19 protein-coding genes are annotated in these 24880 nt (G+C 58.2%); 9 read left to right on the top strand and 10 right to left on the bottom strand.

The features are described from left to right. Positions 1-7: 7 nt before the first annotated feature. The 3 genes from ACQRAJ_RS01550 to ACQRAJ_RS01540 form a co-directional block, all read right to left on the bottom strand. The gene (locus ACQRAJ_RS01550) at positions 8-2005 is read right to left on the bottom strand and encodes a DNA gyrase/topoisomerase IV subunit B (RefSeq protein ID WP_427728388.1); all 1998 of its coding nucleotides are present in this window, start codon (positions 2003-2005) and stop codon (positions 8-10) included. A 254-nt stretch (positions 2006-2259) separates the two neighbouring features. Beyond that, positions 2260-6618 carry a hypothetical protein gene (locus ACQRAJ_RS01545; RefSeq protein ID WP_427747531.1) on the bottom strand — a complete coding sequence of 1453 codons (4359 nt, stop codon included), beginning with the start codon at positions 6616-6618 and terminating at the stop codon, positions 2260-2262. A 155-nt stretch (positions 6619-6773) separates the two neighbouring features. Further along, complete coding sequence (locus tag ACQRAJ_RS01540) at positions 6774-7778, bottom strand: helix-turn-helix domain-containing protein (protein WP_427728383.1); 1005 nt, start codon at positions 7776-7778, stop codon at positions 6774-6776. Between the two features lie 297 nt (positions 7779-8075). Between ACQRAJ_RS01540 and guaA the strand changes: the two genes are divergently transcribed. From guaA to ACQRAJ_RS01525, 3 genes are all read left to right on the top strand, one after another. Continuing rightward, positions 8076-9056, top strand: coding sequence for a glutamine-hydrolyzing GMP synthase (gene guaA, locus ACQRAJ_RS01535; RefSeq protein WP_427728381.1), 981 nt, complete (start codon positions 8076-8078; stop codon positions 9054-9056). Positions 9057-9335: 279 nt separating this feature from the next. Further along, positions 9336-9920, top strand: a complete 585-nt coding sequence (locus ACQRAJ_RS01530) for a DUF5714 domain-containing protein (RefSeq protein ID WP_427728379.1) — start codon at positions 9336-9338, stop codon at positions 9918-9920. A 242-nt stretch (positions 9921-10162) separates the two neighbouring features. Beyond that, a complete protein-coding gene (locus tag ACQRAJ_RS01525; protein ID WP_427747530.1) occupies positions 10163-13417 on the top strand; it encodes an ATP-binding cassette domain-containing protein in 3255 nt (1084 codons plus the stop codon). Positions 13418-13908: 491 nt separating this feature from the next. On the opposite strand, the gene ACQRAJ_RS01520 is transcribed toward ACQRAJ_RS01525, so the two are convergent. After that, the gene (locus tag ACQRAJ_RS01520) at positions 13909-14397 is read right to left on the bottom strand and encodes a hypothetical protein (protein ID WP_427747529.1); all 489 of its coding nucleotides are present in this window, start codon (positions 14395-14397) and stop codon (positions 13909-13911) included. A gap of 468 nt (positions 14398-14865) precedes the next feature. Here ACQRAJ_RS01520 and ACQRAJ_RS01515 point away from each other — a divergent pair, with 468 nt between their 5' ends. Next, the gene (locus tag ACQRAJ_RS01515; RefSeq protein ID WP_427747528.1) at positions 14866-15819 is read left to right on the top strand and encodes a tRNA dihydrouridine synthase; all 954 of its coding nucleotides are present in this window, start codon (positions 14866-14868) and stop codon (positions 15817-15819) included. A 144-nt stretch (positions 15820-15963) separates the two neighbouring features. Here ACQRAJ_RS01515 and ACQRAJ_RS01510 read toward each other — a convergent pair whose 3' ends face one another. From ACQRAJ_RS01510 to ACQRAJ_RS01490, 5 genes are all read right to left on the bottom strand, one after another. After that, positions 15964-16230 carry a ribbon-helix-helix protein, CopG family gene (locus ACQRAJ_RS01510; protein WP_154516940.1) on the bottom strand — a complete coding sequence of 89 codons (267 nt, stop codon included), beginning with the start codon at positions 16228-16230 and terminating at the stop codon, positions 15964-15966. Positions 16231-16238: 8 nt separating this feature from the next. Then, positions 16239-16505 carry a hypothetical protein gene (locus ACQRAJ_RS01505; RefSeq protein WP_427728371.1) on the bottom strand — a complete coding sequence of 89 codons (267 nt, stop codon included), beginning with the start codon at positions 16503-16505 and terminating at the stop codon, positions 16239-16241. Positions 16506-16562: 57 nt separating this feature from the next. Continuing rightward, a complete protein-coding gene (locus ACQRAJ_RS01500) occupies positions 16563-17849 on the bottom strand; it encodes a hypothetical protein (protein WP_427728369.1) in 1287 nt (428 codons plus the stop codon). Between the two features lie 361 nt (positions 17850-18210). Next, positions 18211-18456: a glutaredoxin family protein gene (locus tag ACQRAJ_RS01495; protein WP_427747527.1), complete on the bottom strand. Its 246-nt coding sequence runs from the start codon at positions 18454-18456 to the stop codon at positions 18211-18213. A gap of 51 nt (positions 18457-18507) precedes the next feature. Continuing rightward, entirely contained in the window at positions 18508-19335 is an 828-nt protein-coding gene (locus ACQRAJ_RS01490; RefSeq protein WP_427728366.1) for a TipAS antibiotic-recognition domain-containing protein, read from the bottom strand. 141 nt (positions 19336-19476) lie between these two features. On the opposite strand from ACQRAJ_RS01490, the gene tsaA reads away from it, so the two are divergent. Continuing rightward, a complete protein-coding gene (gene tsaA, locus ACQRAJ_RS01485) occupies positions 19477-20214 on the top strand; it encodes a tRNA (N6-threonylcarbamoyladenosine(37)-N6)-methyltransferase TrmO (RefSeq protein ID WP_229770708.1) in 738 nt (245 codons plus the stop codon). A 112-nt stretch (positions 20215-20326) separates the two neighbouring features. Then, positions 20327-21538 (top strand): MalY/PatB family protein, encoded by a 1212-nt coding sequence (locus tag ACQRAJ_RS01480; RefSeq protein ID WP_427728362.1) that lies wholly within the window; start codon positions 20327-20329, stop codon positions 21536-21538. A 96-nt stretch (positions 21539-21634) separates the two neighbouring features. Here the strand turns inward: ACQRAJ_RS01480 and ACQRAJ_RS01475 are convergent, their stop codons facing one another. Next, positions 21635-22114, bottom strand: coding sequence for a pyridoxamine 5'-phosphate oxidase family protein (locus ACQRAJ_RS01475; protein ID WP_154516961.1), 480 nt, complete (start codon positions 22112-22114; stop codon positions 21635-21637). A 257-nt stretch (positions 22115-22371) separates the two neighbouring features. On the opposite strand from ACQRAJ_RS01475, the gene ACQRAJ_RS01470 reads away from it, so the two are divergent. The 3 genes from ACQRAJ_RS01470 (at position 22372) to ACQRAJ_RS01460 (ending at position 24797) form a co-directional block, all read left to right on the top strand. Continuing rightward, a complete protein-coding gene (locus ACQRAJ_RS01470) occupies positions 22372-22797 on the top strand; it encodes a potassium channel family protein (protein WP_154516963.1) in 426 nt (141 codons plus the stop codon). Between the two features lie 36 nt (positions 22798-22833). Further along, positions 22834-23367: a TIGR00730 family Rossman fold protein gene (locus ACQRAJ_RS01465; RefSeq protein ID WP_427747526.1), complete on the top strand. Its 534-nt coding sequence runs from the start codon at positions 22834-22836 to the stop codon at positions 23365-23367. Positions 23368-23492: 125 nt separating this feature from the next. Further along, positions 23493-24797 carry a chloride channel protein gene (locus ACQRAJ_RS01460; protein WP_427747525.1) on the top strand — a complete coding sequence of 435 codons (1305 nt, stop codon included), beginning with the start codon at positions 23493-23495 and terminating at the stop codon, positions 24795-24797. Positions 24798-24880: the final 83 nt, after the last annotated feature.

The following is a 24880-nucleotide window of genomic DNA, read 5'->3' as shown; positions in this document are numbered from 1 at the left end:
TTTGCTGCTACTGCAGGTCCAGCTGGTCCAGGTATTCCTTGCCGTGCTCCGAGATATGGCGCTTGCGGCCCGCCTCGTCGCTGCCCAGCAGAAGGTTGAACATGGTCTCCATCTTGGTGACGTCTTCGGACTCCACCTTGATCAGACGACGCGTCTCGGGGTTCATGGTGGTGAGCCACATCATGTCCGGGTCGTTCTCACCAAGACCCTTGGAGCGGTTGATGGAGCACTTCTGGTCGCCGATCTCCTTAAGAATGCCGTTCTTCTCGAGCTCGGTGTAGGCAAAGTAGGTCTTTTCTTTGCAGTTGATCTCGTAGAGCGGCGACTCGGCGATATATACGTAGCCTTCGTCGATAAGCGTGGGCACCAGGCGATAGAGCATGGTGAGCACGAGCGTACGGATGTGATAACCGTCGACGTCGGCGTCCGTACAGATGATGACCTTGTTCCAGTTGAGGTTGTCCAAGTCGAAGGCGCCCAGGTTCTTGATGCGCTTGTCCTTGATCTCCACGCCGCAGCCCAGCACGCGCATGAGGTCCATGATGATGTCGGACTTAAAGATGCGCGGATAGTCCTCCTTTAGGCAGTTGAGGATTTTGCCTCGGACGGGCATAACGCCCTGGAACTCGGCATCGCGCGAGGTGCGAATGGCGCCTGCTGCCGAGTCGCCCTCTACGATGTAGAGCTCGCGACGGCTCTTATCCTTGGAGCGGCAGTCGATGAATTTCTGCACGCGGTTGGCCATGTCGGTCTTCTGCTGCAGGTTGGTCTTGATGCTCTGGCGCGTCTTCTCGGCATTCTCGCGCGAGCGCTTGTTGATGAGCACCTGCTCCATGATCTTGTTGGCGGCATCTTTGTTCTCGATCAAGTAGGTCGAGAGGCGCTCCTTAAAGAATGCCGTCATGGCCTGCTGGATAAAGCGGTTATTGATGGCCTTCTTGGTCTGGTTTTCGTAGGACGTCTGGGTGGAGAAGCAGTTGGTCACCAGCACCAGGCAGTCCTGGACGTCCTGCCACTTAATGCCGCTCTCGTTTTTGTTGTATTTGCCCTGTTGCTTAATGTAGGCATCGATGGCGCTGGTGAGGGCACTGCGGGCCGCCTTTTCGGGTGAGCCGCCGTTCTCGAGCCAGGAGGAGTTGTGGTAGTACTCCTGCATCGTGAAAGTGCGCGAGAAGCACATGCAAGCAGTGATTTTTACGTTGTAATCGGGCAGATCCTCGCGATCGCGACCGCGACGGTCGGCTTCGATAAAGAAGGGCTCGGTAAGGTAGTCGGTACCGACCTTCTCGAGCACGTAGTCCTCGATGCCCTTGGGATAGCAGAAGTCCTCTTCGGAAAACTCGCCGTCGTCGCCCTCGATGCGCAGCCGGAAGGTCACGTTGGCGTTGACCACGGCCTGGCGGCGCATGGTCTCGCGATACCAATCGTGGGGGATGCTGATGGAGGTAAAGACCTCAAGATCGGGGCGCCACTTGATGGTGGTGCCGGTGCGGTCCTCGTCGCTGGGCTCAACCTCGAGTGCTTTCTTTTTGGCGCCGACGACCTTGCCCTTCTTAAAGTGCAGGGAGTACTTGTTACCGTCGCGCCAAACCGTGACGTCCATGTACTCGGAGGCGTACTGGGTTGCGCACGAGCCCAGGCCGTTGGTGCCGAGCGAGAAGTCGTAGTCGCCGCCCTGGTTGTTGTTGTACTTGCCGCCGGCGTAAAGCTCGCAAAAGACGAGTTCCCAGTTAAAGCGCTTCTCGGAGGGGTTCCAGTCAAGCGGGCAGCCGCGGCCGTTGTCCTCCACCTGAATGGAGCCATCGCGAAAGGCGGTAAGGGTGATGAGCTTGCCGTAGCCCTGGCGCGCCTCGTCAACGGCGTTGGACAGGATCTCGAAGGCGGCATGCGCGCAGCCGTCGAGCCCGTCCGAGCCAAAGATGACGGCGGGGCGCAGGCGTACGCGCTCCTCGTCCTTGAGCTGACGAATACTGTCGTTACCATAGTTTGCGGTGTTTTTTGCCATGCTCGCTCTCTCGATGCTCCTTTGCTGCGTTTTAGTCATATAGATAGTCAAGGTAGCATAGCCCAGCCCTTGGGCGATTCCAACCAACACGAAATCCATCGAACAATCGTTCGGAGTTCGATGAGGATTCGTTTACTCGCACAAAACCGAGTCGGTATTGTGCGAGTAAGTTTGAATAGCGAACCGAAGTTGTAATGTCCGCATAGCGATGACGAATGAGCCGAGTCGGCGTCTCTCACAAAAGTAACTAGGAGCTAGCGGGGCCTATCCGAATTGACCTCATTGGCGGTATCGGCTTCGAGCGCCGTGCGGCGGGCGCTGTAGGCGACGAGGCCGGCGCCTGCCGCGGCGAGTGCTGCAGCGGCTGCCGTAAGGGGAGCGCATGTATCGCCCGTGCCCGCAAGCGCGCCCGCTTTTCCGGGGCGCTTGCTATTGTTGTGGTCCTTGCCGCTGCTGGAGCTGCTTCCGCCGGAGCCGCCGCCCTTGTCAGTACCGCCGCCACTCGAGCCGCCACCGTCGTCCGCCGTCATCGGTGCATCGTGAAGCCCCGTCGTATCCGCGCTGTCGCATACGCCGACCTGAACTTCTGAGCGTTCGCATGCCGCGTCGGGCACATGAAGCTCGTGCAGTACGGCACCCAGCGCCGAGTTTGCACCCGGCCGAATTTCCTCGAGCGTTACGGGATCGAGCGCCACCAGATTATGCGCCTTCGCATACAGCGTTACGCGTTTGCCCACTTCGTCGCTCCAGCTCTCGGGGATGGCAAAGCTCATGCGGAACTGTGCCGTGCAACCCGGTGCCAGCACGGCGTTGCCGTTGTCGGCTACCAGCGGGTGCGTTGCAAAACGTGCGCCCAGCGTCTCGAGCGCGTACTTCACGTGTGCCATGTCTTTGGCCGAAGCATCCTCGGCAAGCTCTGGATCGTAGATCGAAACCATGCGTGCGTTCAGTCCGAATCCGATGGATGCGCTGGAGAACGGCTGGCTGGAGCCCTCTCGGTACAGATCGATCGTGCCGGCGGTCAGCAAGGTGTTGCCGTCGTTTCGCACCGTGACCATGAAGGATTCGCCTGCTGCTCCGGGTACCACCGCGCCCGAGGTAGCGACCGCGCCCGTCGGAGTGGCACACGCCACCAAGGGCACTTCGATGCCGTGCAGCTCTGCCTCGCTCTTCTCCGCGCTCACAATGTGCGTGGCGAGTGCGGAGAGCATGCCTCCCGACGTCAAAAATGTCGTTATCTGATCGACGGGATGGTCCAGCTCGCACATCACGAACGGCTCCGTGAACAGATCGCCTGCCAAGGTGCTGGCGAAGATGCGGAAGTGCTTGCCCATCACTGCTACCGGGTTGCCTTCTTCGTCGTAGGTTTGTCCCACCTTGCCATCGGTGTTCTCTACATAGAGCACGCACCTGCCGTTGTTGCTTACGCTAAACGATGCCGGGCCACAGCCTGCGGCACCCACGGGCTGCGTTGCAAATGCCGATGCGCCTCGCGTCCAAGTAATATGCTGCAGTTGCTCGTTGACGGTTGCCAAAAAGCCCGAATGTTGTGGCCATGGCACCGCATGAGGTACCGTGGCGTCTGGTGACATAACGTCCCAGCACGCAATGGACTGGCCGATCACGGCGTACGATGCGCAGCCGCAACCGTCTGCGGTCTCGTACGCAACGGACACCACCATTTTGCCGTTGATATTCTCGGGCTTGCCCAGCTCGATACTCGACGGTGCTTGCGGAAAGCGGAGGACCTGACGGAACGTGAGACTGTCGCCCAAATCATCCGACCACAAGGTAAAACATTCCAGCGCAACCTCGGCCTCGCTGCCGAGCGCCTTTTCTGCGGTGGTTCCGCGGCGGTGGAGGTAGGCACCCGACAGGCGCCCGTCGACGAGCGTCTTGCCCACCGTGATACGCGGGCACTGCAGACAATGGTAGCCATCCTCCTGAAGGCGGCCGCGCGAGATGCTGCGCCACGACGTATACGACACCACGCGAACTTCGCTATTACTTATGCGCAGGCGCACGACGGACAGTATGCCGGCTGTGCTTGCCGTATCGAAAAGGGTGTTGTCACCGGCGGGGCGCTCGCCCGAGATCAGCAGCACGTAGGCGTCCTGGTTTCCTCTTCCGTCCGTATATTCCACCACGTCGAAGTCGTAATCGAATATGCCGTCGCGCTCCACGTCGCCCTCGCCAAACCCAAGGGGAAAGTCCACGGGAGTGGGAGCGGACCACGTGCCGTTTGCCTTTGTGTGCACCACCAGGCGCGAGCGGCCATTGTCGCCGTAGCGCACCGAGGCGATACGGAACAGACATTCTACGCCGGCAATCATTGCCAGCTTCATGTGGGCTTCGCTGAGCACGCCAGCAAACAGCACGTTGTCGCTCGAGGGTTTTATGCCGCCACGCTCGTCCTCCGATACACCAGCAGAATTGGCGTTGGGGTCCGCAGCGGCGTCCTTCGCCTGCCCGATATAGGTGTACTCATACATCGGCGCGGCGTTTTCTATCAGTGTATGGACGAAATGCTCGATCTGTCCCGTGTCGTCGCTTTCTGCATCCGCCTCGAGCTCAATGCGCGTGACCGCTTGATCCCAATCGCGCACGACAGGCGCGACGTTTACGGCAGTGGCCTTAACCTCGGCGCGTGCGAGCAGCTCGGCGTTGGTGACGATGGTGGCCGATGCGATAAATTGCGGCACGCCGCCTGCCTCGGCGTTGCCGGCCGTGCCGAAGCGGGCATCCAACGTGTAAGGCGTATCTCCACCCAATGCGAGCTCAGAGCGCTGGAGCACATACTGGTTGCCATTGTTCACCGACATATTCCACGAATCGAGGAGTGTGGGCCACGACCCCGACCAAGCCTTGGTGGTCCACTTGAACATTACGAACTGGAGTATCACATCGACATCGACGTCTGCACCTACGCGCAGTCGCGGAAGCTGGTGTCCATCTGCCTTCTCGTACCCAATGAACAGCGTGAGGGATGCGGCGCCGCGCACGGCAGACGAAGCGACGCCTGCAACGCCGGCGCCAAAGGTGACGGCAAGCCCGATCTGGATGGTGAACGAGCCCGAGGTGTTTGAATAGTCGAGCGAAATGTTTTTAAAAAACGCCGCGCCGCTGCCGTGCGTGTGGGCACCCACGGCGAGCGCCAGCTTCGCCAGCACCCAGGGGTTGACGTTTAGGAAAAACGGCACCGGTCCTAGGGTAAACTGCTCGGTCCAATTGAGGTCGGTTCTTACCTGGAAGAGGGCCTTAATATTGCCAAATGCGGGGTCGTTGTTGTCACCCCAGGTTTTGCCCACCCAGTCGTAGGCGAGCGATCCGTACAGCTGTGTGGCGATATCCATCGTAAAACGCGGCGTGCAGTGGTGACGAAGCAGCTTAGTGTTCCTTGGATCGGTGCCCGAACCGGCACTCATACTTTTGTACTGATTCCACTTCCCCTCCATCTCGTCGAGGTAGCGGTTTGCCTGCTTGGCGCCCGACTCGCGCGGTGACTTCTTCCAGTACTCCGGATCCGGATTGCCCGAATCGTTCATGTAGCCGACCGGTTTGTATCCTCCGCCAAACAGCACGTATCCGGCAAAAGAGAAATTGAACAAAATGGGGAACGAGGGCATCCAGCACGTGAACTTATTGCCGCCGATTCCGGGAAACGCCGCCGGGAAATCAAACGGAGTAATCTCTTGGTCCATGGTGGTGGGGACGATAGTGGTCGAGCCCGATTCTGCCTTTGCGGCCGGCGCGGTGACAACGGCCATGTGGGAGGAGAGTGTATAGGTCTTGCCCTGATAGTCGAGGACAAAGCGCAGCTTGCATCCTTCCTCCAGAAGGCCCGAAGCTGCATCGAGGAACGTGTCTTCGAGTGTGAACGTTGCCAGATTGTCCGAACCCGATGCACTGGCCTTGACTTGGCCAATTTGCGTGACGGTTTCGGATGAGCTGCTCGTGGCGGGCATTACCTTGTTGATGCACAGCGTTGCCTGTCCACCCTGTGGCAGATGTGCCTGCACGGTAAAGGCGTGCGTGTCGGGTTGGTCGTTTCCGGCGTCGTCCTTCGGCAGTGCCATGAACGTGGCGTCGGCGTACTGGATGTCCCACTCGTCGAACGTAAGCTGGCGAAAGTACGGCTCACCGTCGGAAAGCGGACGTGTGGGCGCGGTAATGGCGGTGCCGCCCTGGATGCGCGTGAGGGGGATCTCGACATCACGGTAGCCCGCCATGCTGATGGAGATGCCACCGTTAAAGTCGTACGCGTCGAGAAGCGTTGCCTGGTCCACGTAGCCTTCCGAAAGCGGCGCGACCTCAAAGATGGCCGTGCCCTCGTCGTCGGTAGTGGCGGAGATCTGCTTGCCCGCGGCATAACGCGACGCGAGCGTGACCTGGGCTCCCTTGATGGGCATATTCTTGTTGGCGACGTCGACCACGACCACACCAAACATGGTGCGTGAGAGAACGAGCACCTTGAAGGGGTCTTCTTCGTCGGCATAGGCCTCGGTGGGGGCGAATGGCAGTATGAAGGCGTTTGCGCTGCTCGGCACGCGAGGCAGCATGATGCCTGCCAGCGAGGATGCTCCGGCGATAAGTAGCGAACGACGATCAAGCATTCTGGGCTCCCATCCCGCAAATAACGGAGGAAATAATCCTATTTTGCGAGGAGGTGCCCCGTGGCGGTAGTGCCGTTCACGGGTCAAAATGTCCAAATTGATCGAGCGAAGCGCCGGGTTCCAGAACGCGTTCGATGCGCTTGGCAGCCCGGTCGCTAACGCAACATATGCGCGACCAGCTCGGCGCGAGTTCCGATACCAAGCTTGGCATACACTCCTGATAGGCGGTTTTTAACAGTGCCCGGCGATACTTCCATGTGGCGTGCGATTTCGGCGTTGGTCCATCCGCGGCAGGCGAGCATGGCCATGGTGAACTCCGTGGTCGTTAAATCGTCGGCCACGTCCTCGCCCGAATCGGGGTTGTGGATGCGCCGCCAGCCGTAGCTGAATCGATACGTAATCTCGATGATGCGTGCGAAATCGTCAGGGTATTGCGCTTTTAGGCACACCTCGATGAGCCCCTGTAAAAGGCCGTGGTGCGCGCCAATGAGCTCGATAAGGCCGTCGGGGCGCGCAATGTCCCAAGTGGCTCCGAAATGTGCCTTTGCGGCGTCGATGTCCTTGAGGCTCATGCATGCCATGGAAGCCGCCAGGTGCAGGAACAGTTCCGAGATGGGATAGCTTCCCTGTTTCATGATCAGGGCATTTTCCACCATGCCCAGGCTGCGGCCGTATTCGCCGCGCAGATACAAGGCGTGCGCCATCACGTAGCTGGCGAACAGGCGCAGGCCTTCGGGCAAATGCGCCGCAAGCGGATAAAACTCTTCGGCGGAATACGGGGAAGGCAAGTGCAGCAGGACGCTCGCGGCCGAGGCGAACAGGATATGCATGGCGTGGACGGCAGGCGATTCCTCGTCGGCCGGCGTATCGAGGATGCCAGTAAGGCACCGGCGGGCATCGGCGATACGGTTGAGCGACAGACTGGCGTATCCGCAGATAAAGCATGCGGAATAGCGCAGTGCGGGGTCGGTGGCGTCAAGATAAGGGCGCGCCGTCTTGGCAGCGAGGGTGGCCTGTCCGCGAAAGTACAGCGCTTCTGCCGTGGCAATGGCGCGCGAATCGGGGTCGGAAATGCCTGCAACCGCAGCGTCAATCTGCCCCGGCACAAAGGCGGTGCACATCAACGGCATGGGAACGCATGGGTAGCCATCGCAGTCCATCTTCCATCTCCCAACAGCTGGCAACAATAGCAGCAATTGTACTCCTGTTACTCGGGACTGGAATTTGCGGGTATGGCATACGATTACGCAGAACGTATAAAGGAAGAGTCTATTGGCGATGCTGCCAAGGTGGCTACCGAAGCCTAGCTGACCTCGACAATAGGAAAAATTGCCACCCCTGCAAAAAGCTTTGTCGCAGCGATGGGAAACACATCTTCTTCTGCATATAATGAGGTCATATGACGGTGCGTCTGCATACGAGCGACGCATTTCCATCGAACCGAAAAGGAGCTTTGCATGGATTCCAACAAGCGTCCCGACGACATGGTGCGTATCACCACTTCCGAACTTGCCCAGGTGTTCATCGATGAGCAGGTCGCTGCAATCCGCGAGCAGATCGGCGACAAGAAGGTCCTGCTGGCCCTTTCCGGTGGTGTCGACAGTTCGGTTGTCGCGGCCCTGCTCATCAAGGCCATCGGCAAGCAGCTTATCTGCGTGCACGTGAACCACGGCCTGATGCGTAAGGGCGAGAGCGAGCAAGTCGTCGACGTCTTCAAGAACCAGATGGACGCCAACCTGGTCTATGTGGACGCGACCGATCGCTTCTTGGATAAGCTCGTGGACGTCGAGGAGCCCGAGGCCAAGCGCAAAATCATCGGCGCCGAGTTCATTCGCGTGTTCGAGGAGGAGGCCCGCAAGGTTGGCGACGAGGTCAGCTTCCTCGCCCAGGGAACCATCTACCCCGACATCCTGGAGTCCCAGGATGGCGTGAAGGCCCACCACAACGTGGGTGGCCTGCCCGAGGACCTGCAGTTTGAGCTTTGCGAGCCCGTCAAGCTGCTGTACAAGGACGAGGTCCGCGTCGTGGGCCGCGAGCTCGGTCTGCCCGAGAACATGGTCGAGCGTCAGCCGTTCCCCGGTCCCGGCCTGGGCGTCCGCTGCCTTGGTGCCATCACCCGCGACCGTCTTGAGGCGCTGCGCGAAGCCGACGCCATCGTGCGCGAGGAGATCGACAAGGCAGGTCTGACCATCTGGCAGTACTTCGCCGTGGTGCCCGACTTCCGTGCCACCGGCGTGCGCGAGGGCAAGCGCGCCTACGACTGGCCCTGCATCATCCGCTGCATCAACACCGTCGACGTGATGACCGCCGAGGTGCCTGAGCTCGACTGGGCACTGCTCAAGCGTATTACCGCTCGCATCACAGCCGAGGTTCCCGGCATCTGCCGTGTGTGCTACGACCTCACGCCCAAGCCCGTCGGCACCGTTGAGTGGGAGTAAGCTTTTTGGGCTGCTTTGATCATAGTTCCATGAATGGGGAGGCCTCGCGCGATTGCGCGGGGCCTTCTTTTTCGAAAAGAGCTGCCGTCGTGGTGTTGCCACTGTCCATCGTGCTTGCCATCGCCTCTGGTGTTGCTCCTGAGCAGGGCTGGTTTGCGACGAGAACTAGCAGGGCTTGTTGGCGGCACGAGCGAAGCAGGTTGTTTCGCATTGAGCGCGCCGGGCAGAAGAAGGCCATAATGGAGCGTGCGCACAATTTGTTTTAGAGGAGGATGCCGCATGGCAAAAGACGAACAAACAGGCTGGATTGTTGAGATGCTCATGGCCAGTGTGTCGGTGGCGCCCGCGGCTCTTTTGGAAGAGGTTATGGCAGATGAGCGCTGCGTGGCTTTTGGCCCCATCCACCATTTTATTGTGGGCGCGGTGCTGCTTGCGTGCTGGCGCAACGCCGAAGCATCTGGGGAGCGAGATACGATGCTCAAAGACGATCTTGCCGATTTGATGTCTCGTTCGGATTGCGTGCCGGGGGCAACGTGTGCCCGCTGGGGCATGTGCGGGGCAGCTGCGTCTGCGGGCATGGCATATGCAATCGTGCGCGGCAATGCGCCGCTGCGCAGTGAAGGCTGGCAGGAGGGGCAGCTTATGGTTTCGGAGCTGCTTGCCGCCATCGCGCGCTCGGGAAGCCCACGGTGCTGCAAGCGAGATGCGCGCGTGGCGATTCGTGAGGCCGTTTCGTTTTTTAATGCGCTCGGCGGACCACAGCTTAAAGCATGGGAGAAGACGCCAGCCTGCGATAGCTATGCGGCCAATACAGTGTGCATGGGCGAAAAGTGCCCGTATCATCCGTCCTTTATCATCCAATAGGGAACCGGGTGCCCCAATAAGGGTTGGGCAGATGTGATAAAATGACAGTTCCCTTGTAACATTATCGACGGTATGCGCGGGATGGCGCGCCACGCGGCGTGCCGTCCCGTTCGTTTTTTGGTGCGGTTTGTTACATTCCTCACTGGCGCCGGTAAAAAATGGGGATAGAGTAGGACAAACGCGTCGAATACGAACGGCGGGGGAGAGCGGGCAAGGTGCCTGCGCAGGAGAGGTTGCCGTCCATGCTGGAGCTCAAAGGAATTTGCAAAAGGTACGTTACGCAGTCGTTTACGCAGGTGGCGCTCGACAGCGTGAGCCTGTCTTTTCGGGATAACGAGTTCGTGGCCATTCTGGGGCCCTCGGGTTCGGGTAAGACCACGATGCTCAACGTTATCGGCGGACTCGACCACTTTGACTCGGGTGACCTGCTGATCGACGGTATTTCGACCAAGGACTTTCACGATCGCGATTGGGATGCCTATCGCAACAACCGCATCGGCTTTGTGTTCCAAAGCTATAACCTCATTCCGCATCAGACCATTTTGGAAAACGTGGAGCTGGCGCTTGCGCTCACGGGCGTGGGGCACGCCGAGCGCCGCCAGCGTGCGCGCAAGGCGCTCGAGGCCGTTGGTCTGGGCGAGCACGTGAACAAGCGCCCGAGTCAGCTTTCGGGTGGACAGATGCAGCGCGTGGCCATCGCCCGCGCCCTGATTAATGATCCCGAGATTGTGTTGGCAGACGAGCCGACCGGCGCTTTGGATTCCACAACGTCCGTGCAGGTCATGGACTTGCTCAAGGACGTCGCGCGCGACCGTCTGGTTATCATGGTCACGCATAATCCCGATTTGGCGTACGAGTACGCCACGCGCATCGTCAACCTGGCGGACGGCAAGATTACCGACGATTCTGATCCTTTCGATGTCGCTGACGCCACGCGCCGCGAGGCCAAGCCTACGCGCAAAACCTCGATGAGCTTTGTGACGGCGCTGGGGCTTTCTGCCCGAAACCTTATGACCAAGAAGGGCCGTACGGCCATGACGGCCTTTGCGGGCTCGATTGGCATTATTGGCATCGCGGCGATTTTGGCGCTGTCCAATGGCGTAAACGGCTACATCAAAAAGGTCGAGGAGGATACGCTTTCGAGCTACCCGCTTACCATTTCCAAGCAGGATTACGACCTGTCGTCCATGATGGGCGAACAGGGGGCCACGGATGACGATACGTCCAAGAACGAGGGTTCGTCCGACGACGGCACCGACGGCAAGGCTCAGGGAACCAAAAAGATTCCCGTGGTCACGGCCGTAAAGGATATGTTTGCAAGTGTTAAGTCCAACGATATGACGAGCTTTAAGGCATGGCTCGATGCCGGCGGCGACGGTATCGACAAAGAGGTCAACGCCATCCAGTACGGTTACGGCGTGACGCCGGTTGTCTATCGTGCCGGCAAGGGCGATGAGAAGCCTGTCCGGCTGGTGCCCAACGCTATGACCGAGGCCATGAGCGGTGGTGCGAGCTCGGCGGCAACGGTGAGCATGGACTCCATGGGGACCTCGGTCTTCAACGAGATGATCGACGATCAGAGTCTGCTCGACAGCCAGTACGATGTCGTCGCCGGCCATTGGCCTACGTCTGCTCACGAAGCCGTAATGGTGCTTTCGAGTCGTGGAACGGTGGGCGACTATACGCTTTACAGCATCGGTGCGCTGGATATCGATGAGCTCAACGACCTGGTGAACAGTGCCATGGCCGCCGACGGTAAGATTGAGACGCCTGAGAGCGGCGCCGACTTTACTTACGACGATGCGCTGTCCACGACGTTTAAGGTGTTGTCGCCGGCCGATGCTTATCGCAAAAACGAAGAGACCGGCATGTGGACTGACATGTCCGGCGACGCCGACTTTATGACGGCCAAGGTTGCCGACGGTATTGACGTGCACATTGTGGGCGTGGTGCGACCTAACGAGACGGCCAATGCGAGCGCGTTGTCTCCGGGCATTGCCTATACGCATGCGTTGACTCGCCAGCTTATGGAGCGCGCCGCCGATTCGCAGATCGTGCAAGAGCAACTTGCCCACCCCGAGACGGATGTCTTTACGGGCAAAACTTTCGACGAACTGCAAGGCGAGGCCAAGCAAGGCGTGGATCTGGGCAGTATGTTCAGCGTGGACGAGGCGGCGCTCAAGAGCGCGTTCTCGTTCGATGCGTCTGCACTCTCGGGTGCTGCCGGTGGCATGGATCTTTCGGGCATCGATTTGTCGGGCCTGGATATTGACCTTTCGGGCGTTGGCAAAGACATCGACTTAAGCGACATCATGGCCAAAGCGCCGACCCCCGATTTTTCGGGCATCTTTGACGGTCTGGAGCTCACGCCCGAGCAAATGCAACAGGTGGGAACGCTTGCCAACCAACTATTTGAGGGCTTTTTGCAGTCTGATCAGTTTAGGGCGCTGTCACCCGAAGATCTCAAAGACGCGTCAAAGCTTGCTGCCGCATTCTCGACGTATCTCGAGAACGATGTTGTGGCGCAGCAGTGCCTGGCACAGCTCAAGGCGCTCGGCGGCGATGCCCTGGCCGAGCGCCTGCAACAGGCGATGACCGACTATGTCCAAAAGCAGTTGGCTCCGTATCTGCAGCAGGCTATGGATCAGGTGATGAAGGCGATCGGCGAGCAGGTGGCAACGACCGTGTCGACCCAGCTTAAGGCCGGCGCGGCAGGGCTCATGGACCAGATGGTGACGCAGATGTCTTCGAGTTTTGCCAACCTGGCGAGCGCCATGCGCGTGGATGCGAGCGCCTTTGCTCGTGCCATCCACTTCAACATGGACGCCGAGGACCTGAGCTCGCTCATGATGAGCTATGCCAAGGCGTCGAAGCTCACCTACGACAACAATCTGACCACGTTGGGCTACGCGGATGAAGCGGATCCCATCTCGGTCAAGATTTTCCCGCGCGACTTTGAGGCCAAGGAGCGCGTACTCGACCATATCGATGCGTACAACAAGCAGGTCAAAGCCGCCGGCCACGACGAGCAGGCAATCTCGTACACCGACTACATGGGCATCATCATGGGCTCGGTGACCGACATCGTGAATACCATCAGCTTGGTGCTCATCGCGTTCGTGAGCATCAGCCTGGTCGTGAGCTCCATCATGATCGGCATCATCACCTACATCAGCGTGCTGGAGCGCAAAAAGGAGATTGGCATCCTGCGCGCGATCGGCGCGTCGAAGCGCAACGTGGCAAACGTGTTCAACGCCGAGACCTTTATCGAGGGCCTCATCGCCGGTGTCTTTGCCATTGTCGTTGTGGTGCTCGTGAGTTTTCCGGTTAATGCCTGGGCGCTTGCTGCTAAACAGGTACCCAATCTGATGAGCCTGCCCGTGCAGGATGCGCTGGCGCTCATTGCAATTTCGGTGCTGCTGACGGTCGTTGCCGGCCTGCTGCCGGCCCGCAGTGCATCCAAGAAAGACCCCGTAGAAGCCCTGCGCTCCGAATAATGTGACAAAGGGACTGTCCCTTTGTCACATTGAGTGACATGTAATTCGAGGTCTAATACTTTTCCCGAGAAGTGAACGAGTCAAAATGGACCCCCGAAGCATCGACACTTATTGAAGGCGGTTTCCTGCGGTTTTGCCAGCCAAATCCTGCGGGTTTGGCGTCTAAGAATGTCGATGCTTCGGGGGTCCAAATACAGCCGTTCACTTCTCGGGAAAAGTATTAGACCTTGAGATATAGACGGCGTTTGCGAGCGTCAATTAGAGCGTAAGTTGCTAGTCCTCCTTTGCGGAGAGCATGAGCCTAATTTCCGGATGGGTGTACTTGTCGAACTCTTCTTTGGGCTCGGTGTCAAAGGTGTAGTACGACTTGATAGATTCGTCCTCCGTCTTGATGCTGATTTCTTCATATAGGGATCCGGCTAAAAATGCATGTTTAAATTCATCCGACAGGCTGCATGGCGTGAGGAGGCCCGGTGTGGCAACGGAAATGCCTAACCCGTTGAGCGGGGGGCGCAGAGTGTCGCGATATCCTGCTCGGTGCAGGCGAGGTTGTCTGCAAGGCTTGCCTCGGGGTCGATCTGACTGGTGTAATCGACGTCCGTGAGCATGCCATCTGCATCGAAAGAAAGGTAGACATAGGCTGCTTGAGCGCCGAGGTCATTATCACGCAGATAGCCGATAATGCGGTAGCCGTAGTCGCGATACGACTCGTATGGATCGTCTGCCGCGACGCGTTTGCACACGGGTTCCAAGGCATCTTGCGCGGCGAGCACGCCGGCGACCTCCGCGGAGCGGTCTTTGTTGGTTTGGGCTACCGCAAGCCTGCTCTGCAGCTCCTTCCACTGTTTGCCCTGCATCCCAAAGCGTGGTGCAAGGGCGCAATAGCAAAAGATGACGAGCTCGATTACGGTGAGTGCGATGGCGGTATATATGCCCGCGGGGTGGAATTCCTTTTGGTGGAACGCGATATCGTTGATCATTTGGAGCGGCAACATCAACAGGTATGCCGCGAACGACATGACGAGTGCGGTCGCTGCGATTTTGGGGTATGTGCAGTACCGCTGGATGCGTTTCTTTTCTTGCTCGGTGAGCAGCTACATGGGGCCTCGACACTCATCGTTTTTCGAGGGCGATGCGCACACGCTCTTGAGTATGTGAGTGGAGGGTGTCTGTTGTTCAGACATGGCGGTCAACAGCTTGCTGTTGGCGATCGCTTGATCGTGAACGTCCTCTTTTGGACAAGGAAAAAGTGGCGAGTGAGGGAGCTGCTGTGGGGCGGCCCTGCTTGCTGTTTGTGGGCGCCATTCACCTTCGTTGCACAGGGATGGTCGGAGGGCTGGTTGACATCAAGCAACCGCCTCCGCCTTGTGGGCCGCCTCAAGGACAAGGCATAATGCATGTGACAAAGGGGCGGTTCCTTTGCCGCATTGATTTGAGAGTAGATGTTGATGATTCTATCGTTGGCCCCCATGGAGGGGATTACCGGGCATGTGTTCCGTCGCGTGCATGCGGAGTGCTTCGGTGCGCTCGACTGCTATTACACGCCGTTTTTGCCGCCGCCGCGGGTGGGCAACCGCTTTGGCGGCAAGGCGTTTAAGGAAATCGATCCGGCTAACAACCAAGGGCTTAACGTGGTGCCTCAGCTGATGTCCAAGAACGCGGACGAGTTTGTGTGGGCGGCGCGCGTGCTCGCCGACATGGGCTACCGCGAGGTTAATCTCAACCTTGGCTGCCCCTCGGGTACGGTTGTTGCCAAGGGTAAAGGATCGGGCTTCTTGTGCAACCTCGATGAGCTCGAGGTGTTCTTGAGCGACGTGTGCGAGCGATCGCCCTTGCCGGTGTCGGTAAAAAGCAGGCTGGGGCTGGAGAGCGACGACGAATACGAGCGCGTGCTTGACCTGTACTGTCGCATGCCGTTGGCAGAACTGATCGTGCATCCGCGCGTACAGAAGGATCGCTATACGGGCTCGCCGCGCAAAGGGTTTTATGGCGAGACGTTGGAGCGGGCACCGTTTCCGGTGGCATACAACGGCGATATTTTTGATCTTGAGGACATGGATGCGCTGGTGGAGGCCTATCCCGGTACACGCCATGTGATGCTGGGGCGTGGCTTGCTTGCGAACCCCGCGCTGGCTCGCATGGTCAAGGGTGGCCCTGCTGCCACGGCAGCCGAACTGCAGCGCTTCCACGACACGCTGTTTGCGGCATATGCAGAAGAGATTGGCGGCAACGCGGTCTTTCGCATGAAGGAGTGGTGGTTCTACGCTAAATGCGCCTTCGCCGATCCTGCTACCGTTCACAAGCTCGTACGCAAGACTAAAAAGGTCGACGAATACCGCGCCGCCGTCGATCGCGTCTTTCGCGAGCAGCCACTTGCGCCCATAGCCCGCTTCCACGGTTAGCTAGTCATTGGGGACGTTCTTTAACGGCTAGTCATTTAAGAACGTCCCCAATGACTATGTTGCAAAAGCTATACGTCAGCATCCAAAGATGTCGAAAAATGTCGACTTTGGATGCTGGCGTACATGTTTGGATTCGGTGGGGGACTAGGCAATCATTGCGTCAAGGGTAATGAGTTCTCTGAGTCGCTCTGTGCGTGTTTGCCCATGGCGCTTTGCCTTCTCGTCAAACGCTTCAAGAACCGATTCACCCACACGTGCCGATAAAACAACGCTTGGCTCATCAGAGATCGACGGCCTTCCCAGCTTGATGGTGCGACCCTTCGGCCACTCATCTTTTTCGTATGCCTCCGCGGCTTTCTCCAACTCTCCGGGGGCAAATCCGATCATCTTTTCGAGTTGCTTAGCGTCCATAGCGCCTCCTATCGATTGATCCCGATTTCCCTGAGCACCTTGCGCGTAGGAGGGACAAGGGCGTGGTAAATGATATAGCCATCTCGATTGGAGCAATATCGAGCGATGAGCTCCATGAGACGGCTTCTTCCATCAAGTCCAACGAGAACGTAATCGATACCTCCGTTTTCAAGATCACGCCTGAACCATGCAAAAGCGGAGTTCCAGGCGCAGGTGATATCCGTCTCCGTCAGCCCGTGTTTGAGGGCGTGGGGGTGGATTGCGATGAGCTCCATAAGGGCCTCTCTTTTTGTATACAGTTTTGTAAACAAAAATGCAAGCAGTTAATAGGCTTAAGCGACTTGTTTTGATTGGACTTTTCGATGTAAAGCCGACATCGGAGGCTCTACTACTCCTTCGCTTTTTAGTTCGGTATGTGAACGTCCGTTGAACTCCCAGAGGGGAGCGTTTTCATAGATTATCGAGAGGAGCTTGGAGACTTCGGCTGTTTTCTTGCGTTCGTAAAACTCGGGCCGTACGACAATCAATAAGAAAGCTGCGTCTTCGGTAATTTGCTGTGCTGTCGGCATACCGTTGAGTCCAACGGAACGCAAAAGCTTTGTCATGATGAAATCGAACTCATCTTCTCTTGCATGGAGATCGGATGCCTTAATCTCAGGGTCTCTCAGGACGTACTGCTTGAGTCGTTCGACAGATCGACTGCACTTTATATGCCCGCAGATGACTTCGTCATAACTGAGCCTTTTGATTGGGAGACGTTCGTGACCGGCGAAGATGGCTGCCACTCTGATGCCAACGCGCCGTTCGCGCAGCGCGCGCATCTCACCGGTGTATTCGCTGCGTCGTTCATATTTTCGATAGGAGTATCCGTAGTCATCGTAGTAATAAGGGGCTTCATCGACAGCGTTATCGAGCTCAGGCGCTATGAGATAGAGTTTTCCATCTCTGGATATGACGCAGGGATTGTCGATTTGCCCCGATTCGTTCCTGATTTGCCAAATAGTTTCATTTATCTCAAATCTCGAGACTGGATTGGGGGCACAGGAGTTGTAGAGCTCAATAAGTTCATCGAGTGAAATGATTCCACAGGCATCTGTGTAGGCGCGGGCGAAGCGCCGTACTTCTTGATTTGATTCAAGCGCACGGCGCTCCCAAGCATCCAAAACGTCCTGCGGACTTCGATAGCGGGCATGACGATCGATGCGCGATGCGCTCCAACGGTTATCAGCGGCAACGTTCATCAGATCCAAGCGCAGATCTTTGTCGGCGATGCGAGCGAGCGACTGATAGTGTTCTAGATCAAGCTCCGGTCGAAAACTCATGTCTTCCGGAACAGTTCGTGCGAGCTTTATGCAACGCTTGAGATAGGTCGGGCCCAGGCTTGGGCTAAAGTGCTGCTTGAGGTGGCAAGCGATGGGCGAGAGTAGGCCATTTAGATTGGAAATGGGGTATCCGGCAATCTCTTGCTCGAGACGGCGCCCGATGAGCAGAGCCCCTTCCGAAGAGGCCTCATGGTCGGTGCCTTTCTGACCGAGGTGTTTGGCCTCGACAATCCTGCTGATATCCGAGCAGGTGTTTGAAATAATGTCGGGTGAAAGGGTTGGTATCTTTTTTGCCATAGCGATGCGCTCCTATGTGACTCACGGAAAAGAAACAGTCTGATTGTGAGTGCCGTTCTTTGATGGCGACGGCGAACAGGAGCGCAGCCTGTCTGAGATGGGCGAGTGCGGTAACCACCGATCTTACTTACCGAGCTCGCTCCAGCGTGTCATTGGGGACCTCCGCAGGAGCTCTCGACCAGTCTCATGCCTTGAGATGAGTATAACACAGAGAGCAAACATATGTTCTATAAATATGAGAAACCGAAGCCCTACCCACTCATTTAAGTGCGTCCCCAATGAGTACCTACGGTTAGCTAGTCATTGGGGACGTTCTTTAACGGCTAGTCATTTAAGAACGTCCCCAATGAGTACTCGCACGCTAGAGCAGGTTCTCCTGTACCCATGCGATGATGTCGCTCGATTCGTAGAGTGGTTTGCCGTCGATGAACAGACAGGGAACCTGGCGTTTTCCGCCGACGGCGATAAGCGTCTGCTCGGCTTCGGTATCGGTCGAGATATTGCGCTCAGGGATGGTCACACCGTTATCGGCAAGGAAACGCCTGACCTTCATGCAATACGGGCAGCCAGTCATAACGTACAGCGTGAGCTCATGTTTAGTAGCCATAGGTCTCCAATCGGTTGAGGTTTTGATTGAAATACCCAAAGCCGCCGCGGTCTATGCATGAGCTGACGACGACTCGATGGCCTGTACCAGAAACGCCGTGGCTCCGGTGCCGCAGGGCTTGTCGTAGTAGTCGATAAAGCGCTGGTCAGCAAGATAGCCGTGGGCGAGGCCCAGGTATGCTTCGTCTTGGGGCTTGTGCCCCCAGTTAAGGCCAATCCATCGACGGTGCATCGCGACAAGTTTGCGGGCCTCGCTTCCATCCGTATCGCCGTCGCCCATGGCAATCGAAAGCTGGCCCAGAATAGCGCGTTCAAGTTCCTTCATGTCGTTCCATGTCTCGGGGTCCATGTCCAGCAGTGCTTCGTTTGCTGCGTCGATCGCCTCGTCGCCATAGCGCGCCCGCGCCTCGGCACCGTAGCGCTTCTCGTTTTCCTGCACGGAGCGCCAGCGCTCCAGTTGCGGCAGGACGGCGCCCATGAGCGAGACGGCTTCGTCGAGCGACATGCCGGTGTTTTGCGCCAGCCGCGGGGCACAATCCTCGATCATCGCTTCCATGGTGGTGTCGTAGGTGTACTGGCCGTGGTCGTAGCACCACTTGCAGTAATGGTCGGTCGTGGCGCCCACAGCATCGGTGCCGCAGTCGTCGGGTGTGAGTATCATGCCGCAGCTCTGGCAATAGTGCTCGGGCATTTCGAGCAGGTGGGACAGCGGTTCTCCGGTTACGGCGGCAATGAGCTTCATCATGTCGATGCCCGGGGTGACTTCGCCGCGTTCCCAACGGCTGACGGCTTGGCGTGTGACGAAGAGCTTGGCGGCGAGCTGCTCTTGGGTAAGGTGATGGGCGCGGCGAATGGCAATGAGCTTTTCTGCAAAGGCCATAGCGACTCCTTTCTGCTGGTTGATGGCTTAAGCATACGCGGCGGCCGGCTCCCTTCCAAGCAACCGTTGGTTGCACGACGGGAGACCGCGGCGAAGAATTGCGCGCTGCACCCCACACCTCCATGCCGTACAATGACCGGCATGGAACCTATCGCACACATACATACCGACCTGCCGCAGAAGTTCGGCATTCCGCGCAACAGCTTTTTGGCGCCCCACCTGCAGGGACGCATCGTCTTTGAGCCGGAATTTGCCTCCAACGCAGCAGTTGAGGGTCTGGACTCCTTCTCTCACCTATGGCTGCTGTGGCGCTTCGAAAACGGAACGCCCGGCGGCACGGCTAAGGATATAGCTGCCGATGCCAAGACGCAGGACAGGTCCGGCACCAACGTCAAGTGGTCGAAGACTGTGCGCCCGCCGCGTCTGGGCGGAGCCGAACGCGTGGGCGTGTTTGCCACGCGGAGTCCGTTTCGCCCCAATCCCATCGGTCTTACCTGCGTCAAGCTCAGCCGCGTTGAGCGCACCGACGACGGCCCCATCATCCATGTGCTGGGGGCCGACCTGCGTGACGGCACGCCCATCTACGACATTAAGCCCTACATCCCGTTTGCGGACTGCCACCCGGATGCGACCGGCGGCTGGATTGAGGGCGCTCCGTGGCAAGAGCTCGATGTTGAGTTCCCGCAAGCGCTTCAAGACATGGTCCCGCCCGCAAAGCTCCCCGGCCTGGTCGAGGTTCTTCGCCAAGATCCGCGCCGCGCGGGCAGCAAGCACGAGCCAAACCGCGTTTACCACTTGGCTTACGCCGGACTCGACATATCGTTTACGGTTGACGGGGCCAGGTTGACAGTAACCGCCATCAACGACGCGCGAGACTAGCCAGCTATTCGTCCGCACCCGTCAAATTAAGCACCAAACCCCATGCCAAAATCGTCTACGCTGGTGGACAATAACGCCTACCGAATCATTCCGCTCTGCACGGGGGCTCAGCATGAAATACGACTTCACTTCAATCATCGACCGCCACGGCATGGACTCCATCGCCGTTGACTCTTGGGGTGAGATCCCCGGTATGGCTCCGAACGCACCCGACGAGGGCTTCGACCGCATTCCCATGTGGGTGGCGGACATGAACTTCGCCACGGTGCCTACAGTCCAGGAGCACATCATTCAGCGCGCCCAGCACCCCATGTTTGGTTACTTCAATCCGCGTTCCGAGTACTTCGACCGCATCATCGAATGGCAGAGCCGCCGTAATGGCGTCGAGGGCCTGGCGCCTGAGCATATCGGCTACGAAAACGGCGTGCTGGGCGGTGTCGTGTCGACGCTGCGCGCGTATGTCCAGCCGGGCGATGCGGTGTTGGTCCACAGCCCCACCTACATCGGCTTCACCAAGTCCATCGAGGCCGCGGGCTATCGCATTGTCCACAGCCCGCTTCAGCTCGACGACCAGAGCGTGTGGCGCATGGACTTTGAGGACATGGAGCGCAAACTCGCCCAAAATCACATCCATGCCGCAGTGTTCTGCTCGCCGCACAATCCCTGCGGCCGCGTATGGGAGCGCGACGAGATCGAGCGCGCCATGGACATTTATCGCAAGCACGATTGCGTGGTGATCTCGGACGAGATTTGGTCCGATATCATTCTGCCGGGACACAAGCACATCCCGACGCAGTCGGTGAGCGAGGATGCCCGCATGCGCACGGTTGCCCTCTATGCGCCGAGCAAGACGTTTAACCTGGCGGGTCTGGTCGGCAGCTACCACATTGTCTACAACGAGACGCTGCGCGACCGCATGTGCGCTGTGTCTAACAAGACCCATTACAACGAGATGAATGTCCTTTCGATGCATGCGCTTATCGGTGCCTACCAACCGCAGGGCTACGAGTGGGTGGACGAACTCAACCAGGTGCTTGCCGACAATATCGAGTACTTCTGCGATTACGTGGACGAGCATTTTGAGGGTGTGTCCTATTCGCGTCCGCAGGGCACGTACATGGTGTTTCTGGACTGCACCGAGTGGTGCCGCGAGCATGGCCGTGATATTCAGTGGTTGCTCGACGAGGGGGCACGCGTGGGCGTGGGGTATCAGGATGGACGTCCGTTCCATGGCCCCTGCCACATTCGCGTGAATCTGGCGCTGCCGCTTTCGCGCGTAAGGGAAGCGTGCGACCGCCTAGACCGTTACGTTTTTGGGGTATAGGGATCGCACGATTCAGGTACTGCGGCTTGCGCCCGCGTCCTCAACGTGCGTGGGCGCATAGGGCGCAGAGGGTTGCGAGCGCGTTTTCCACGTTTGCTACTTTTCTTGAATTTGCTTGCCGCAAAGGTGTTCAACCGTAATTTCATACAGCTGGACGCCCCTGATACTTTGCTTGATCTCCTCTTCGACCTCTTCGGCAGAAGGATAGTACTTGAGGGCAAACTGTCGGACTTTGTCTTCGACAAACGCCGGGTCATCGTTCACGAGGCGGCAACGGCCAAAAACCACAGTGCTCTGAACATAGGGTGCCCAGTCGTCGTCTTTGTACCAATCGTTGCCATAGACGGTAAAGCAGACTTTGTCGCTGCGTTTGAGTGCATCGACCTTATGCCCCGCCTTGGCTCCATGAAAGTAAATTTTGTCGTGCTCGGGGTCAAAGTAGTAGTTAACGGGAATGGCGTAAGGATAGCCGTCGTCTCCGTTGACGGCAAAAATGCCGCGTTTGCAATTAACAAGCAGCTCTCGTGCCTCTTGATCGGTGATAGCACGCTTCTTTCTACGAAGAGGTCTAAACATCGTGGGTTTCCTTTCTTTCCGCGTGTTGCGTGCACGGCGGTGGGTGGTATGTCTATATCAAGATACTAGTTCAGGCTGCGCGGCCGACGGGAACATCCTATTTGTCGCGGATTGAAACGCACTTTTTGTTGTGGAAGGATTGTCCCTCACAACTCGTCGTCTAGGGGCATTCTCGATGGCTGGTTCCGTTTGCGGGGGAGGCGTGGGACAATACCGACCAAAAGCGATTGCTTGTCCTGAAAAAAAGGGGGGTCTCGATGAAAAAGCTGAGGACGCTGGCCGATGTGTTGCGTCAAGCCGGTTTCGTGCGCATCACGGGCCTTTTTCTCGTCTTTTATCTTCTGTGTTCAATGGCTGTTTGGCTCTCTGAGCCAACAACTCTTACGTTTGGCGATGGCCTTTGGTTTAGCTTTGAGACCGTATCGACGATCGGCTTTGGCGACATTCCGGCCGAAACGCCGGTCGCCCGTGTCATCACGGTCGTCCTGAGCGTTATCAGCATTTTTTACATTGCCATGCTCACGGGCGTGGCGGTGAGCTACTGCAATATGCTCATCAAGATGCATCAAAAGGACACTATGGCGCGCTTTATGGATGATCTTGAGCATTTGGAAGAGCTCGATCGTGACGAGCTCGCCGATCTGTCGCGCCGCGTGCGCGAATATCGCCGGCGCCAGCGCTAAAACGGGCGCCGCGCGTCACCATGAGGGGGACTGAATTTGAATATCACCGTGTATCTGGGTGCCAGTATCGGCAATGACCCGGCGTTTCTGCCTGCGGTGCAGGAGCTGGGCAACTGGATTGGCGCCAACGGGCACGCGCTCGTGTACGGCGGATCCAAATCGGGCCTGATGGGCGCGCTCGCCGATAGCGTGCTTAATGCCGGCGGGCACGTGACGGGTGTGGAGCCGAGCTTTTTTATCGAGGCCGAGTTTCAACATGACGGTATCGACGACCTCATCGTGACGAGCGATATGGCGGAGCGTAAGGCAAAGATGATCGAGCTCGGCGATGCGTTCATTGCCTTTCCCGGTGGGACGGGCACGCTCGAGGAGATCGCCGAGGTTATGTCCGCGGTGTCGTTGGGGCACCTGAGTGCTCCGTGCATCCTGTATAACCTGGACGGTTACTACAACGACCTCAAGGCGCTGCTCGTACACATGATTGATAAGGGCCTATCAAGCCCACGGCGCCAGCAAGGCATTTACTTTGCCGAGGATCTGTACGAAATCGCATCAATTATCAACGGATAAGCCCCGAGCCTGTCCCGCTGCGGCCCCCGGTGGCTCCGTTTGCAGCGCAGACGGTTGGCTTGTCTGGGCCACACTCGCTCTACAATAAAACGTATCTATGTCGACTTTGACCGCGGGAGGACCCGATGGATAAGCTCGCTAAACCTACAAACCGCGCGCTGTTTTTAGTTAGCGTTGCCGTGACCGGTGCGTTCGCAGGTGCCGCGGTCTGGCTGTTCTTTTTTGTGATGGAGCATGGCATCGACTATCTATGGACCGAGATTCCGCACGCACTGGGCGTCGCTTCGCCCGAGCTCGCCAGCGGCCCGTTTGGCTTTCTGCCGTACCCGTTTTTTGTCTGCCTGCTGGGCGGCCTGTTAATCGGTCTGTACGAAAAGATGACAGACACCAAGACCGATAACCTCAATCAGGTGATGGCTAAGGTCAAGCAAGATGGGCGCTACCCGTACGACAATCTGGGCAAGCTTTCGCTTGCGGCATTGCTGCCGCTGTTGTTTGGCGGAAGTATTGGACCGGAGGCCGGCCTGACCGGCGTTATCGCGGGCCTGTGCAGCTGGGTCGGCGACCGCATGCGTCGCTTTGGCGCCGAGTTTAGGGAGCTCACGCTGCTAGGTACCCAGGCTGCCCTGACGGCGCTCTTTACCGCGCCTGTCTTTGGCTTTGTGGCGCCGCTCGCCGGTAGCGCCGACGGCCAGGGCGAAGATGCCGACGATGAGTCCGCGTCCGACGAGATCACCATCAAGCTGCCCAAGGCGCAAAAGACCGTGGTCTATGGCATTGCGATTGCCGGCGGTCTGGGCACTTACCTGTTGCTTGGCCAGCTCGTGGGCGGCGGCATGGGCATGCCCAGGTTCGAGTCCGCCGAGGTGGGCAACCTGGAGCTTGCCTGGCTCATTCCGCTGGCGTTGCTCGGCACCGTTTGCGGTTGGCTGTACTTTGTCTCCGAGCATGCAAGCGAGGCGCTGTCCCATGCAATAGGGGAGCGTCCTGTCGTCAAGGCCATGTTAGCCGGTCTGGCGCTCGCCATCTGTGGCACGCTCCTGCCCTACACCATGTTTGCCGGCGAGACGCAAGCCGACGTGCTCATGGAAACCTATCTGACCATTCCCGCCGGCGTGCTTATCGCGACCGGTCTTGTCAAGGCTATGCTGACCCCCGCCCTCATCAATATGGGCTGGCGTGGCGGTCACTTCTTCCCGGTTATCTTCTCGGGCGTAAGCCTGGGCTATGGCCTTGCCATCCTCACCGGCGCCGATCCGGTCTTTTGCGTCGCCGTCTGCACGGCCTCGACGATGGGCGCCGTCATGCGCCAACCCGTTATGGTCGTGGGCCTGCTGCTCATGTGCTTCCCGCTCAAGGGCATCGTCTGCATGATCATCGCCGCAGCCATCGCCGCCGGCATTCCGCTGCCCAAGCCGCTGCGCAAGTAGCATATTGCGCTTTGCGTTTGTTCAGAACTCGTTTTGAAGAAGCCGCGCGAGGCCATTTGTTTACGGCCTCGCGCGGCTAATGT

It is taken from the genome of Collinsella sp. SGI.184 (assembly GCF_050313415.1).
GTDB lineage: Bacteria > Actinomycetota > Coriobacteriia > Coriobacteriales > Coriobacteriaceae > Collinsella.
This window is presented reverse-complemented; position numbering and strand designations above follow the sequence as displayed.